This window comes from Kitasatospora sp. NPDC059812 (genome assembly GCF_042732075.1).
Lineage (GTDB): Bacteria > Actinomycetota > Actinomycetes > Streptomycetales > Streptomycetaceae > Kitasatospora.
Window position 1 is genome coordinate 165,349 of the sequence record NZ_JBHWIO010000006.1, and the last position, 13,928, is coordinate 179,276.

Sequence of the window (13,928 nt, forward strand, 5' to 3'; positions counted from 1 at the left end):
TGTCAGCTGTTACCTGTCAGCCGTAAGCCGTAAGCGGCCAGGTCACCGGTTGGTGAAGGACGGCGGGCGCTTCTCCGCGAACGCCGCCATGCCCTCCTTCTGGTCCGCCGTGGCGAACGCCGCGTGGAACAGCCGACGCTCGAAGCGGACACCCTCGGCGAGGGTCGTCTCGAAGGCGCGGTTGACGCTCTCCTTGAGCATGACCGCAGCCGGGGTGGACATCGCCGCGACGGTCTCGGCTACCGTCAGGGCCTCGGCCAGAAGCTGGTCCGCCGGGACGATCCGGGAGACCAGGCCGGCCCGCTCGGCCTCCTCGGCGCCCATCATCCGGCCGGTCAGGCACAGTTCCATCGCCTTCGCCTTGCCGACCGCCCGGGTCAGCCGCTGCGAACCGCCGATGCCCGGGATGACACCGAGCTTGATCTCCGGCTGCCCGAACTTCGCGGTGTCCGCCGCCAGCAGGATGTCGCACAGCATCGCCAGCTCGCAGCCGCCGCCCAGCGCGAACCCGGCCACCGCCGCCACGACCGGCTTGCGCAGTGCGCCGAGCCGGTCCCAGGGGCCCAGCCAGTCGTCCAGGTAGACGTCCGGGAACCGGTTGCCCTGCATCTCCTTGATGTCGGCGCCGGCCGCGAACGCCTTCTCCGAGCCGGTGATCACCAGACAGCCGATCTCCGGGTCCCGGTCGAAGGCGGTGGCGGCCGCGACCACCTCGTTCATCAGCTGGGTGTTCAGCGCGTTGAGTGCCTTCGGCCGGTTGAGCGTGATCAGCCCCACCCGGCCCTTGCGCTCGACCAGGATCGTCTCGTAGGTCTCGGTCTCGGTCATCGCCGTTGACTCCCATTCCGCTGCTCGGCGCCGCGCGGGCGCGCCCTGACCATCCAACGATCTACGACGCGCCCCGCCTCGCGCCAGTCTTGGTATGCGAGACGGTCGTCACGGGCCCGGCTCCTTCGCTGCGGAGCCGGGGCCCAGGGCTCCGGACGCGGGGCGTCAGGGGTCAGAAGCGGACCCCGTAGCGCTCGGCCGCCTGCCGGACGGTCTCCGCCTTGACCTCGCCCCGGCGCGCCAGCGCGGCCAGCGCCGCCACCGCGACCGACTGGGCGTCCACGCCGAAGTGCCGCCGCGCCGCGTCCCGGCTGTCGGAGAGGCCGAAGCCGTCCGTGCCCAGCGACGTCCAGTCCTGCTCCACCCACGGGCGGATCTGGTCCGGTACCGCGCGCATCCAGTCGCTGACCGCCAGCACCGGCCCGGGCGCCCCTGCCAGTGCCCGCGTCACGTAGGGGACGCGCGCCGCCGCGCCCGTACCGGCCGCCGCCTGCGCCAGGTTGGCCGCGTCGCAGTCCAGCGCCTCCCGGCGCAGCTCCGTCCAGGAGGGTGCCGACCAGACGTCCGCCGCCACGCCCCAGTCCTCGCCGAGCAGTTGCTGGGCGGCGAGCGCCCAGCGCACGGCGGTGCCCGAGGCGAGCAGCTGGAGCCGCGGCGCGTCGCCGCCCAGCGAGGGCTCCGCCTGGCGGTAGCGGTACAGCCCGCGCAGGATGCCGTCGGTGACGTCAGCGACGTCAGCGACGTCAGCGACGGCAGTAACGTCGGTGACATCCGTGCCGGTCGGCAGCGGCGGCTGTGGCAGCGGCTCGTTGTAGACGGTCAGGTAGTAGAACACGTCCTCGCCGTGCGGGTGTTGGGGGCTGCTGCCGTACATCCGGCGCAGGCCCTCGCGGACGATCACCGCGACCTCGTACCCGAAGGCGGGGTCGTAGGACAGCGCCGCCGGGTTGGTGGAGGCGATCAACTGCGAGTGACCGTCGGCGTGTTGCAGGCCCTCGCCGGTCATCGTGGTGCGTCCGGCGGTGGCGCCGATCAGGAAGCCTCGGCCCAACTGGTCGGCCAGGGCCCACATCTGGTCGGCGGTGCGCTGCCAGCCGAACATCGAGTAGAAGATGTAGAACGGGATCACCGGCTCGCCATGGGTGGCGTACGCGGTCGCGGCGGCGGTCAGCGAGGCCATCGAACCGGCCTCCGTGATGCCCTCGTTGAGGATCTGGCCGGTCGCCGACTCCTTGTAGTGGAGCAGCTGGTCGCGGTCGACCGGGTCGTAGGTCTGCCCCAGCGGCGAGTAGATGCCGGCGCTCGGGAAGAGCGACTCCATGCCGAAGGTGCGCGCCTCGTCCGGGACGATCGGCACCCAGCGGTGGCCGGTGGCCTTGTCCCGCATCAGGTCCTTGACCAGCCGGACGAACGCCATGGTGGTCGCGATCTCCTGCGTGCCGGAGCCCTTGAGCAGCGTCTCGAAGGGTTTCGCGGGCAGCTCGGGCAGCGGGGTGAAGCGCACCCGGCGGGCGGGCGCGGGGCCGCCCAGCGCGGCGCGCCGCTCCCGGAGGTAGCGGGCCTCCGGGGAGTCCGGGCCCGGGTGCGCGTACGGGACCAGCTCGCCGGTCAGGGCGCTGTCGGGAATGGGGAGTTCGAGAAGGTCGCGCATCGCCCGGAACTCCGCCCCGGAGAGCTTCTTCATCTGGTGGTTGGCGTTGCGGGCCTCGAAGCCGGGGCCGAGCGTCCAGCCCTTGACCGTCTGCACCAGCACCACCGTGGGGGCGCCCCGGTGCTCCAGCGCCGCCCGGTAGGCGGCGTACACCTTGCGCGGTTCGTGTCCGGCCCGGGAGGTCGCGACGATCTCCAACAGCCGTTGGTCGTCCACGGTTTCGGCGATCGCCCGGAGTTCGGGCGAGGCCTGGAACAGGTGCTCGCGGACGTAGCGGGCGTCGGAGGCGGCGTAGGTCTGGAACTGTCCGTCCGGCACCGCGCCGAGCCTGCGCACCAGCGCGCCCGTGGTGTCGCGGGCCAGGAGGTCGTCCCAGGCTTCGCCCCACAGCGACTTGACGACGTTCCAGCCGGCGGCGCGGAACTGGCGCTCAAGCTCCTGGACGATCTTGCCGTTGCCGCGCACCGGTCCGTCCAGGCGCTGGAGGTTGCAGTTGACCACGAAGGTGAGGTTGTCCAGCCCCTCGCGGGCGGCGAGGGCGAGCGCGGCGGTCGACTCCGGCTCGTCCATCTCCCCGTCGCCGAGGAACGCCCAGACGTGCGAGCCGGAGGTGTCCTTGATGCCGCGCGCGGTCAAGTACCGGTTGAACCGGGCCTGGTGGATGGCCGACAGCGGTCCGAGGCCCATGGACACGGTCGGGAACTCCCAGAACCACGGCAGTCGGCGCGGGTGCGGGTACGAGGGCAGGCCGTCGCCGCCGGCCTCCTGTCGGAAGCGGTCCAACTGGGCCTCGCCGATGCGCCCTTCGAGGAAGGCGCGGGCGTAGACGCCGGGCGCGGCGTGGCCCTGGACGTACAGCTGGTCGCCGGAGCCGTCGGCCTCCTTGCCGCGGAAGAAGTGCTGGAAGCCGACCTCGTACAGCCAGGCGGCGGACGCGTACGTGGCCATGTGCCCGCCGAGGCCGCCGCGGTGGTTGCCCCTGGTCACCATGGCGGCGGCGTTCCAGCGGTTCCAGGCGGTGATCCGCCGCTCCATCGCCTCGTCGCCGGGGAACTCGGGCTCGGCGCCGGTCGGGATGGTGTTGACGTACGGGGTGTCCAGGAGCGGCGGGACGTCGAGCCGGCGCAGTTCGGCGTGTTCGACGAGGCGGCGCAGCAGGTGGGCGGCGCGGTGCGCTCCGCCGAAGTCGCGGGCGGCGTCCAGGGAGGCGCGCCACTCCGCGACCTCTTCGGGGTCGTGGTCGGGAAGCTGGTCGAGCTGGGACACGGATGGTTCCCCTTTGCCGGTGCTTCAGAGTGCCGATTCCGGGATGCGGAATAGCATTTCTCTCCATGGAAGGTCTCTATGGACGGTAGGGAGTGGTCCGGCGGCGCGTCAACCGCTACTGGAGGGTAATGTGAGCGATGATCGATCATCTTTATGCGAACCATAGTGCCGCGCCGGGACCCCGCCCGGATCCGCTCAGGCGGAGCGGTCGGCGTACTCCAGGACGTGTTCCGCCAACAGCCGCCCGACCTCCGGATCCCGCCGCCGGAAGGCCTCGATCAGCGGAGCGTGGTCGGCCGCGTTCTCGTGCAGCTCCGGGCGGACCCGGTGCAGCGACAGCACCGTCCACACCTCCACGCCCAGCCCCTCCCAGGTCCGCAGCAGTGCCCCGTTGCCGGCGGCGGCCACGATCTCGCGGTGGAAGGCCACGCCGTGCCGGGCCTGCCCGAGCGCGTCACCCGCCCCGGCCGCCGCCGCCATCCGTTCCGCGTGCCGCTCCAGGGCGGCGGTGTCCCCGGCCAGGCGGACGACCGCCGCCTCGGCGGCCAGCCGCTCCAGCGCGGCCCGCACCTGGTAGACCTCCCGCAGTTCGGCCGGGCTGATCTCGCGCACCCGCACTCCCCGGTTGGGCTCGGCGTCGAGCAGCCCGAGCGACTGCAGCGAGCGCAGCGCCTCGCGCACCGGCGCCTGGCTGACGTTCAACTCGGCGGCCAGGCGCCGTTCCACGATCCGGTCGCCGGGCTGCCAGCGCCCGTTCAGCAGGCCCTCCAGCAGCAGTCCGCGCACCTGCTCGCCGAGCGGCACCCGGGACAGCGGGTCGGCGTCCCCGGCGGGCGGCAGCGGGATCGGGCGGGTCATGCGGGCTCCTTGATCGTGGTTCGTGACGCGTGGTTCACGACTCGTGGTTCACGACTCGTGGTTCATGGCGCGTGGTGATGCGGGGCCGCGGCGCAGCCCGGTCAGGCCAGGCCCAACTCGTCGCCCACGCGCGGGGCGAGGAAGCGGGCGACCTCCGCCTCCCCGACCTCGGCGAGCGAGGCCGGGGACCAGCGCGGGGTGCGGTCCTTGTCGATCACCTGGGCGCGGATGCCCTCGACCAGGTCAGGCCCGCTCAGCGCGGCGCAGGAGACGCGGTACTCCTGGTCGAGCACGGCCTCCAGGGAGGGGAGCGTGCGGGCCCGGCGCAGTGCGGCGAGGGTCACCGTGACGGCCGTGGGGGAGTTGCCGAGGACCAGCTCCGCGGCCTCCTTCGCCTCCGCCACGCCGGAGTTCAGCAGTCGTTCGACGATCTCCTCGACGGTGTCGGCCGCGTAGCAGGCGTCGATCCAGCCGCGCTGCTCCGCGAGCGCGGACCCCGGCGCGGGCTCGGCGTGCGAGGCGACGGCGGCGGCGGCGGGGTCGGGGCTCTCGGCCAGGGCGTCGAGCAGCGCCGCGATCCGTGTCGAGGGGACGAAGTGGTCGGCGAACCCGCACAGCAGCGCGTCACCGGGGCCCATCGAGGCCGAGGTGAGTCCGAGGTGGGTGCCCAACTCGCCCGGGGCGAGCGCGAGCAGCCGACTGCCGCCGACGTCCGGGACCAGCCCGATCCGGGTCTCGGGCATCGCGACGGTGGAACGTTCGGTGACGATCCGGAGCCCGCCGTGGGCGGACAGGCCGATGCCGCCGCCCATGGTGATGCCGTCCATCACCGCGACGTACGGCTTCGGGTAGTGGGCGATCAGCGCGTTCAGCCGGTACTCGTCGCGGAAGAAGGCCCGGGTGCCGGCTCCGCCGGCCCTGGCGTCGTCGTGCAGTGCGCGGAGGTCGGCCCCGGCGCAGAGGCCGCGCTCGCCGGCGCCGGTCAGGACGACGGTGCGTACCCGGTCGTCCGTGGCCCACTCGGTCAGCGTCGTGTGGACGGTGGTGATCATGCCGTGGGTCAGCGAGTTGAGCGCCCGCGGTCGGTTCAGCACGATCCGCCCGGCCCCGCCGTCCAGGGAGACCTGGACCTCCGCCACCTCTGCGTTCATCGGGTCCGTTCCCGTCGTTCGGTCGTTCGGTCGTTCCTCGGTCTTGACGACTCCTGTCGTCCACCGTACCGGGGCGGCGCGGAGCCGTGATCACCCGACCGGGCGGCGGGCCGTCCTCACGGCCGACCCGTCGACCGGCGGACCGTCCTCACGGCCGACCGGCCGGCTGGGCCCGGTTCGGGTCCCTACGGCCAGGCGCGCAGGGCGAGTTCGGCGGTCCGGGCCAGGTCGGCGGCGGTGGCGCCGTCCCGGGCCTGCTGCGACATGCCCTGGATGACCGCGCCGAAGTAGCCGGCCAGCGCGTGCGGGTCGGCGTCGGGCGGGAGTTCGCCGTCCGCCTGAGCCGTGTGCAGCCTGGTCTCGAAGACGTGGAGGTTGCGGTTGCGCAGGTCGCGCAGGTGGGCCTGGACCTCGGCGTCCTGCGGGGAGACGTTGGTGGCGGCGCTGATCACCAGGCAGCCGGCCGGGTGCGAGGGGTCGGGGTAGATGGCCGCCGCCTCCCGCAGGATGCGGGCGAAGGCCGCGTACGCGCTGGCCTCCTCGCGCAGGGCGGCCCCCGCGAACGCGCCGACGGGGGAGTGCCCGTAGTGGCGGACGACCTCCTCGAAGAGCGAGCGCTTGTCGCCGAACGCGGCGTAGAGGCTGCCGGGCCGGATGCCCATGGCGGTGGTCAGGTCGGTGACGGAGGTGGCCTCGTAGCCGCGCTCCCAGAACAGCCGGGTCGCCGCCGTCAGCGCCTCGTCCCGGTCGAAGGTCGGCGGTCGTCCGCGCCGGGGCCGCGTCGGGTTCTCGGTCATGCCGGAATTTTAGAACACCCGCTCAACAAGTGTGTTAGCTTCTTTCTTGAGTGAGCACTCAACAAATGTGGTGGGCGAAGCAGGAAGGGGCTCAGTCATGGGCACGCAGGCACTCAAGGGCAAGACCGCGCTGGTCACCGGGGGTAGCAGGGGGATCGGCCGGGCGATCGCCCGCAGGCTCGGCCGCGACGGCGCCACCGTCGCCGTCGGCTACGCCCGCGATCAGGAGGCGGCGGGCGAGGTCGTCGCGGGCATCCGTGCCGACGGCGGCCGGGCCTTCGCGCTGCACGCCGAACTCGGCCGGCACGGGGACGCGGCCGCGCTGTGGGAGGCGTTCGATGCCGGGATCGGCGCGCACGCGCCCGACGGCGGCGTCGACATCATCGTGAACAACGCCGGGATCGGGCGCAGTGCCGACCTCGCCGCGCTCACCGAGGAGGGCTTCGACGAGGTCTTCGCCGTCAACGTCCGCGCGCCGTTCTTCGTCGTCCAGCACGGCCTGCACCGGATGCGCGACGGCGGCCGGATCATCAACGTCTCCAGTGGCGCGGCCCGCCTCGCCATGCCGGAGATCATCGCCTACGGCGCGACCAAGGGGGCGCTCGACACCTTCACCCTCAACCTCGCCAAGCAGCTCGGCCCGCGCGGGATCACCGCCAACTCGGTCGCGCCGGGTGTCGTCGACACCGACGTCAACGCCGGCTGGCTGCGCGGCAACACGGAGGCGGAGGCCCATGCGGCCTCGCTCGCGGCCCTCGGCCGGGTCGGGCAGCCGGAGGACATCGCGGACATCGTCGCCTTCCTCGCCTCCGACGACGCCCGCTGGGTCACCGGCCGGGTCATCGACGCCACCGGGGGAGCGGGCCTGTAGGCGTGGTGCGTTCGGCGCACGGGGGGAGTTCGGGGAGGGGGCGGGGGTAACAGATAACAGCTGACAGATGATGAAATCTGTCAGCTGTTATCTGTTCGCCGTCAGTTGTCGGCCGGCGGCTGCGGGCCCGCTACGGCTGGACCCGCCCCGTCACCTCGCCGAACCCGATGACGGCGCCCTCCGGTCCCGGCGCGGTGGCGGTGATGGTGACCTCGTCGCCGTCCTCCAGGAACGTCCGGGTGGTGCCGTCCGGGAGCTTCAGCGGCTCCTCGCCGTTCCACGTCAGCTCGATCAGCGCGCCGCGGGTTTCCGGCTCCGGCCCGCTGACGGTGCCCGAGGCGAACAGGTCGCCGGTGCGCAGCGAGGCACCGTTGACCGTCATGTGGGTGAGCTGCTGCTGTGCCGTCCAGTACATCGAGGCGAACGGCGGCCGGGACACCAGGTGCCCGTTCAGCCGGACTTCCAGCGCCAGGTCCAGTCCCCACGGCTCGCCGTCGCGGTCGTCCAGGTACGCCAGCGGCTCGACGTCACGCTCGGGCGGCGCGACCCGGGCGTGCTGCAGGGCGTCCAGCGGGACGATCCACGGGGAGACGGAGGTGGTGAAGGACTTGCCGAGGAACGGGCCGAGCGGCACGTACTCCCAGGCCTGGATGTCGCGCGCGGACCAGTCGTTGACCAGGCAGACGCCGAACACGTGCTCGCGGAAGTCGTCCAGGACGACCGGTCGGCCCAGCTCGGACGGGGTGCCGACGACGAAGCCGACCTCCGCCTCGATGTCCAGCCGCCGGGTCGGCCCGAACGACGGCGCCGGGTCGGCGGGCGCCTTGCGCTGCCCGTGGGGCCGCACCACCGGGGTGCCGGAGACGACCACCGTGCCGGCCCGCCCGTGGTAACCGATGGGCAGGTGCTTCCAGTTGGGGGTGAGCGGCTCCGAGCCCGGGCGGAAGATCCGGCCCAGGTTGGTGGCGTGGTGCTCGGAGGCGTAGAAGTCGACGTAGTCGGCGACCTCGAACGGCAGGTGCAGCTGGACCTCGCCCGCCGGCAGCAGCGCAGGCGACAGCGCCTCGCGGTAGGACTCGTCCGTCAGCCATCGGGTGAGGTCGGCCCGGACCTGCGTCCAGGTCGAACGCCCTGCCGCCAGCAGCGGGTTGAGCGAGTCCGCGGCCAGCAGCACGGACGGCGCCCCGGCCGCCCGGGCGGCCGCCGCGGCGTCCAGCACGAAGTCCCCGACGCGCACGCCGATCCGGCGCCGGCCGGGCTGGTCGGCGGCGGTGAACACGCCGTACGGCAGGTTGTGCACGCCGAACGGCGAGTCCTGGGCGCTGGCGAGCCAGCTGCGGGGGGTGGTGCTCAACGGTCCTCCTGGGGCAGTGACGTGGACGGCAGCAGGCCGAGCGCGGCCAGGTCGTCCAGGGGCTCGGCGATGCTGCACGTGCCGAACGCGGTGAACGAGTTCCGGATCACCGTAACCTGACGGTCGGTCAGTGCATGGGCGGCCTTGGCCAGCACCGAACCGTCGCGCTCCGCCAGTATCGCCGCTGCTGCGGCCCGGTCGGTCTCCTGCGCGGCCAGCAGCACGTTGAGGAAACCGTGGTGCTCGAAGCCGGTGGCCGGGTCGGTGTGCCGGACGGCGTTGTGCAGTCCGGCGGTGCACTTGTACGGCAGTCCGCGCAGTGCGCAGCCGGTGAGGAAGGCGGCCAGCTCCTCCTCGTCCGGGAACGCCTCGGCCACCACCCCGCCGGTGCGGAACTTCGCCCGGTAGGGGCTGTCGACGAGCACGTCCAGCACCTCGTCCAGGCCGTCGCCGCGCAGGAGTTCGCGCGGCAGCTCGACGGCGGCCGGGACGTTCGGCGGCAGCAGCCGGTCCAGGGCGGCGACCGCCTCGGCGGCGTCCCGGACGGCGAGTTCGACGCCGACCACCTCGAAGGGTGCGGCGGCGGCGAGCGCCGGGCCGAGCTCGGCACTGCCCCCCGGCAGTACGAGCCCGACCCTGAGCGGCGCGCCGCCCGAAGCCGCCGCGGCCAACTCGCCCAGCCGGCCCGCTCCGCACAGGAGCGGGCCGACCGCCTCGGCGTACCAGGCCGCGCGGTGCCCGCGGTGCGCGGGCACCGCCTCGGCGACCGGCAGGTTCCCCGGGGGGAACACCGCGGCGTCGTCGAAGAGCCCGTGGAACAGCTCGGGGATCGCCCCGGGGCCCGTCCGGTTGGTCACGGCGGACGAGGCGGCGCTCATCGCCCGGGCCCCCGACCGGCCCAGGTCCAGGCGTAGTTGCCGTCCTCGCCGGCCCGGCCGCCCTCGCCGAGCTCCAGCGGGCGGAACGTGTCCACCATGACGGCGAGTTCGTCGAAGAACTCCACGCCGATGCTGCGCTCGTACGCGCCCGGCTGCGGCCCGTGGGTGTGCCCGCCGGGGTGCAGCGAGATCGAGCCCTGGCCGATGCCCGAGCCCTTGCGGGCCGCGTAGTCGCCGCCGCAGTAGAACATGACCTCGTCGCTGTCCACGTTGGCGTGGTAGTACGGCACCGGGATCGACAGCGGGTGGTAATCCACCTTGCGCGGAACGAAGTTGCAGATCACGAAGCCGTTGCCCTCGAACACCTGGTGGGCCGGCGGCGGCTGGTGGACCCGGCCGGTGATCGGTTCGAAGTCCCGGATGTTGAAGGCGTACGGGTACAGGCAGCCGTCCCAGCCGACCACGTCGAAGGGGTGGTGCGGCACGGTGTAGCGGGTGCCCGAGACACCGTTCGGGCCGCGGTGCTTGACCAGCACGTCGACGTCTCCGGAGGCGTCTCCGGCGGCATCCCCGTCGGCGTCGACGACCAGCGGGCCGACCGGGCCGCGGAAGTCCCGCTCGCAGTACGGCGCGTGCTCCAGCAGCTGCCCGTACTTGGAGAGGTAGCGCTTGGCCGGGGTGATGTGGCTGTTCGCCTCGATGCAGTACGCGCGCAGCGGTTCGTCCCCGGCCGGCACCCAGCGGTGGGTGGTGGCGCGCGGGATGATCACGTAGTCGCCCTGGCCGACCTCGATCGAGCCGAAGACCGTCTCGACCGTGCCGGAGCCGGACTCCACGTACACGCACTCGTCACCGAGCCCGTTGCGGTACAGCTCGCTCGGGGCCCCGGCGGCGACGTACGAGATCCGCACGTCGCCGTTGCCGAGGACCAGGCGGCGGCTGCCGATGACGTCCGCGGACTTCCATTCCTGGTCCGCGAACAGCTCGTGCAGCTTGAGGTGGCGGGGGAGCAGGGGGTGGTTGGGCACCGTGGACTGGTCCGGCAGCTCCCACGGCACCGCGTTCACCACGGCCGAGGGGATACCCCGGTGGTAGAGCAGCGAGGAGTCCGACGAGAACCCCTCCTCGCCCATCAACTCCTCGTAGTACAGCCCGCCTTCGGGTGTGCGGTGCTGGGTGTGCCGCTTGGGCGGGATGCTGCCCAGCTGCCGGTAGTACGCCATCTCCCTGCTCCTCCTCGACCGTGCTCAGCCGACCGTCCTCACGGTACGCCCGACCGTGCTCAGAGTTCCCCGGTGCTCAGAGCTTCTCAGTGTTCAGAGCTGCTCAGCGCCCGGGGTTCCCCCGTGTTCAGGACTCCCCGTGCTCAGGGCTCCCCAGCACTCACAGGTTGCCGCGGGCGTCCTGCTCGCGCTCGATCGCCTCGAACAGCGCCTTGAAGTTGCCCTTGCCGAAGCCCAGCGAACCGTGCCGCTCGATGAACTCGTAGAAGACGGTGGGGCGGTCGCCGATCGGCTTGGTGAAGATCTGCAGCAGGTAGCCGTCCTCGTCGCGGTCGACCAGGATGCCGCGCGACTTCAGCTCGTTGATGTCCACCCGCACCTTGCCGATCCGGGCGCGCAGCTCCGGGTCGTCGTAGTACGAGTCGGGGGTGTTGAGGAACTCCACGCCGCGCGAGCGCAGCACGTCGACGGTGGTGAGGATGTCGTTGGTGGCGAGCGCCATGTGCTGGCAGCCGGGGCCGGTGTAGAACTCCAGGTACTCGTCGATCTGCGACCGCTTCTTGGCGATGGCCGGCTCGTTGAGCGGGAACTTCACCCGGTGGTTGCCGCTGGCGACGACCTTGGACATCAGGGCGGAGTAGTCGGTGGCGATGTCGTCGCCGACGAACTCGGCCATGTTCACGAAGCCCATGACCCGGTTGTAGAACGAAACCCACTCGTCCATCCGGCCCAGCTCGACGTTGCCGACGGCGTGGTCGAGGGCCTGGAACAGGCGCTTGGGCGAGCCCTCCGGGTGCTGGACCTTGCTCTGCGCGGTGATGTACCCCGGCAGGTAGGGGCCGTGGTAGCGGGAGCGGTCGATCAGGGTGTGGCGGGTCTCGCCGTAGGTGGCGATGGCCGCGCGGCGCACGGTGCCGTTCTCGTCGGAGACGTCGTTCGGCTCCTCCAGGACGGTCGCGCCGGTTGCGCGGGCGTGCGCGATGCACTTGTCGACGTCCGGGACCTCCAGGGCCAGGTCGACGACGCCGTCGCCGTGGCGGCGGTGGTGGTCCAGCAGCGGGCTGTCCGGCAGCACCCCGCCCTTGATCACGAAGCGGCAGGAGCCGGAGCGGAGCACGAAGGCCTTGCGGTCGCGACGGCCGGTCTCCGGGCCGGAGTAGGCGACCAGCTCCATGCCGAACACGGCCTGGTAGAACTGGGCCGTCTGGGTGGCGTTGCCGACCACGAAGACGACCGCGTCCTGCGCGGTGACCGGGAACGGGTCGGTGGCCGGGTCGTGCTCGACGAGGCCGACGAGGCGGCGCAGCTGGTCGGCGTCGAGGCCGGCCTCGCGCTCCTCGGGGGTCAGCTCAAGGGCGTGGGACTGCGGGGTCATCGGTCGTTCCTCCACTTTTGGCCTCGGCTCTGAGGCGTCCGCTTGAGGCGGCCGCGCCGCGAACGGGTGGGCGGTGCGGCTGGCGGAGAGCTTGCTCCTGTCCGGGTAGCTGGGCAACAGGTCGGGATTTCACTGTTCAATGTGTACAAGCTGATCAGGAAATCCCGCATTCGGCTGCGCAAAATGCGCTGCGATCGGGGCCGGTTCACGGGGTCCGCGACACCGGCTCCTGGACGGTCCCGGGCGGGGCGAGGTGGCGCAGGAACCAGGCCCCGGCGAGCTCGGCGACCTGGTCCAACGTGCCCGGCTCCTCGAACAGATGGCCCGCACCCGGCACCACCGCCAGTTCGCTCACGCAGTGCAGCCGGGCCCGGGCCCGCCGGTTCAGGTCGATCACGGTGGTGTCCAGGCCGCCGACCACGAGCAGCGTCGGGGCGCTCACCCGGCCCAGGACGTCGGGACCGGCGAGGTCGGGGCGCCCGCCGCGGGAGACCACCGCGCCGACGGCGGGCCCGAGCGAGGTGGCGGTGTGCAGGGCGGCGGCGGTGTGCAGCGCGGCCGCGGCGCCGGTGCTGGCGCCGAAGAGGCCGAGCGGCAGGCCGCGGGTCTCCTCCAGCCGGCCCAGCTCCTCGGCGACGGCGGTCAGCCGGTCACCGAGCAGACCGACGTCGAACACCTTGCGGCGGTCCGGCTCCTCCGCCTCGGTGAGCAGGTCGAACAGCAGCGTGGCCAGCCCGGAGCGGTTCAGGTACCGGGCGACGTGCCGGTTGCGCGGGCTGCGCCGGCCGCTGCCGCTGCCGTGCGCGAAGAGCACGATGCCGCTCGGTGCGGCGGGGACGGTCAGCCGGCCGGCGAGGCGCACACCGGCGGCGCGCAGGACCAGCTCGCGGTCCACGCCCACCGGCCCTGGCACGCGCCCGCCCGCGGCCTCGGCGAGCAGCCGCAGGACCTCCTCGTCGCCGGTCTGCGCGAAGTCCCCGTAGAACTCGCCGATCGAGAAGAACGGCGACGGCGTACCGACGCAGACCAGCTCGTCGGCGACCTCGGACAGGCGCTGCGTCCAGTCCGCCGGGGCCACCGGGACGGCGAGCACCACCCGGGCCGCGCCCCGGGCCCGGACGATCCGGCAGGCGGCCCGGGCGGTGGAGCCGGTGGCGACGCCGTCGTCCACCACGATCACCGTGCGGCCGCGCAGGTCGGCGGGCGGGCGGCCGCCCCGGTAGCGGCGGGCCCGGCGCTCCAACTCGGTGCGCTCGCGCCGCTCCACGGCGGCCAGCTGGTCGTCGCCGACCCCGGCCAGCCGGATGACCTGCTCGTTCAGCACCCGGACGCCGTCCTCGCCGATCGCCCCCATGCCCAGCTCGGGTTGGTAGGGCACGCCGAGCTTGCGGATCACGCAGATGTCCAGCGGCGCGCCGAGCGCGGCCGCCACCTCGGCGGCCACCGGAACCCCGCCCCTGGGCAGGGCCACCACCACGGTGTCGGCGCCGCCCAAGTGGCCCACGCGGGCGGCCAGCCGCCGGCCCGCGTCGGTCCGGTCGGTGAAGTGGGTCCCGGTGCCGTGCATGACGCGCCCTCCGTGTTCCACGGTACGTCCGGGCGGCGTCGGGCGGGGCACCGAGGGCGCGGGCCTGGGGTGCGGGCCGGGGGGCCGAGGGCGCGGCCCGTGCCCCAGG

Annotated in this window: 11 protein-coding genes; 1 reads left to right on the top strand and 10 read right to left on the bottom strand. The window is 72.9% G+C overall.

Annotated features, from left to right (window positions below; translation table 11 throughout):
* Positions 1-42: 42 nt before the first annotated feature.
* The 5 genes from ACFV6D_RS05345 to ACFV6D_RS05365 all read right to left on the bottom strand — a co-directional run bounded on the left by ACFV6D_RS05345 (position 43) and on the right by ACFV6D_RS05365 (position 6,551).
* Positions 43-828 carry an enoyl-CoA hydratase gene (locus ACFV6D_RS05345; RefSeq protein WP_063349877.1) on the bottom strand — a complete coding sequence of 262 codons (786 nt, stop codon included), beginning with the start codon at positions 826-828 and terminating at the stop codon, positions 43-45.
* A gap of 172 nt (positions 829-1,000) precedes the next feature.
* Complete coding sequence (aceE, locus tag ACFV6D_RS05350) at positions 1,001-3,745, bottom strand: pyruvate dehydrogenase (acetyl-transferring), homodimeric type (RefSeq protein ID WP_380558509.1); 2,745 nt, start codon at positions 3,743-3,745, stop codon at positions 1,001-1,003.
* Positions 3,746-3,940: 195 nt separating this feature from the next.
* A complete protein-coding gene (locus tag ACFV6D_RS05355) occupies positions 3,941-4,603 on the bottom strand; it encodes a GntR family transcriptional regulator (protein WP_063349879.1) in 663 nt (220 codons plus the stop codon).
* A gap of 101 nt (positions 4,604-4,704) precedes the next feature.
* Positions 4,705-5,754 (bottom strand): enoyl-CoA hydratase/isomerase family protein, encoded by a 1,050-nt coding sequence (locus ACFV6D_RS05360; RefSeq protein ID WP_380558511.1) that lies wholly within the window; start codon positions 5,752-5,754, stop codon positions 4,705-4,707.
* Positions 5,755-5,939: 185 nt separating this feature from the next.
* Positions 5,940-6,551 (bottom strand): TetR/AcrR family transcriptional regulator, encoded by a 612-nt coding sequence (locus ACFV6D_RS05365; RefSeq protein WP_380558514.1) that lies wholly within the window; start codon positions 6,549-6,551, stop codon positions 5,940-5,942.
* 97 nt (positions 6,552-6,648) lie between these two features.
* Between ACFV6D_RS05365 and ACFV6D_RS05370 the strand changes: the two genes are divergently transcribed.
* Positions 6,649-7,422, top strand: a complete 774-nt coding sequence (locus ACFV6D_RS05370) for an SDR family oxidoreductase (protein ID WP_063349882.1) — start codon at positions 6,649-6,651, stop codon at positions 7,420-7,422.
* 130 nt (positions 7,423-7,552) lie between these two features.
* Here the strand turns inward: ACFV6D_RS05370 and fahA are convergent, their stop codons facing one another.
* The 5 genes from fahA to ACFV6D_RS05395 all read right to left on the bottom strand — a co-directional run bounded on the left by fahA (position 7,553) and on the right by ACFV6D_RS05395 (position 13,819).
* Positions 7,553-8,776 carry a fumarylacetoacetase gene (gene fahA / locus ACFV6D_RS05375; protein WP_063349883.1) on the bottom strand — a complete coding sequence of 408 codons (1,224 nt, stop codon included), beginning with the start codon at positions 8,774-8,776 and terminating at the stop codon, positions 7,553-7,555.
* The gene (locus tag ACFV6D_RS05380) at positions 8,773-9,654 is read right to left on the bottom strand and encodes a hypothetical protein (RefSeq protein ID WP_380493144.1); all 882 of its coding nucleotides are present in this window, start codon (positions 9,652-9,654) and stop codon (positions 8,773-8,775) included. Before ACFV6D_RS05380 ends, fahA begins: the two co-directional genes overlap by 4 nt.
* Entirely contained in the window at positions 9,651-10,877 is a 1,227-nt protein-coding gene (locus ACFV6D_RS05385; RefSeq protein WP_380424751.1) for a homogentisate 1,2-dioxygenase, read from the bottom strand. Before ACFV6D_RS05385 ends, ACFV6D_RS05380 begins: the two co-directional genes overlap by 4 nt.
* A 160-nt stretch (positions 10,878-11,037) precedes the next feature.
* Positions 11,038-12,252, bottom strand: a complete 1,215-nt coding sequence (gene hppD, locus ACFV6D_RS05390) for a 4-hydroxyphenylpyruvate dioxygenase (protein ID WP_063349886.1) — start codon at positions 12,250-12,252, stop codon at positions 11,038-11,040.
* A 205-nt stretch (positions 12,253-12,457) separates the two neighbouring features.
* Positions 12,458-13,819 carry a phosphoribosyltransferase family protein gene (locus ACFV6D_RS05395; protein WP_380424749.1) on the bottom strand — a complete coding sequence of 454 codons (1,362 nt, stop codon included), beginning with the start codon at positions 13,817-13,819 and terminating at the stop codon, positions 12,458-12,460.
* Positions 13,820-13,928: the final 109 nt, after the last annotated feature.

What these genes read in the sequence shown, in the direction of transcription:
- ACFV6D_RS05345 (WP_063349877.1), bottom strand. Translation starts at nt 828, where the DNA reads ATGACCGAGACCGAGACCTACGAGACGATCCTGGTCGAGCGCAAGGGC.
- ACFV6D_RS05355 (WP_063349879.1), bottom strand. Translation starts at nt 4,603, where the DNA reads ATGACCCGCCCGATCCCGCTGCCGCCCGCCGGGGACGCCGACCCGCTG.
- ACFV6D_RS05360 (WP_380558511.1), bottom strand. Translation starts at nt 5,754, where the DNA reads ATGAACGCAGAGGTGGCGGAGGTCCAGGTCTCCCTGGACGGCGGGGCC.
- ACFV6D_RS05365 (WP_380558514.1), bottom strand. Translation starts at nt 6,551, where the DNA reads ATGACCGAGAACCCGACGCGGCCCCGGCGCGGACGACCGCCGACCTTC.
- ACFV6D_RS05370 (WP_063349882.1), top strand. Translation starts at nt 6,649, where the DNA reads ATGGGCACGCAGGCACTCAAGGGCAAGACCGCGCTGGTCACCGGGGGT.
- ACFV6D_RS05380 (WP_380493144.1), bottom strand. Translation starts at nt 9,654, where the DNA reads ATGAGCGCCGCCTCGTCCGCCGTGACCAACCGGACGGGCCCCGGGGCG.
- ACFV6D_RS05385 (WP_380424751.1), bottom strand. Translation starts at nt 10,877, where the DNA reads ATGGCGTACTACCGGCAGCTGGGCAGCATCCCGCCCAAGCGGCACACC.
- hppD (WP_063349886.1), bottom strand. Translation starts at nt 12,252, where the DNA reads ATGACCCCGCAGTCCCACGCCCTTGAGCTGACCCCCGAGGAGCGCGAG.
- ACFV6D_RS05395 (WP_380424749.1), bottom strand. Translation starts at nt 13,819, where the DNA reads ATGCACGGCACCGGGACCCACTTCACCGACCGGACCGACGCGGGCCGG.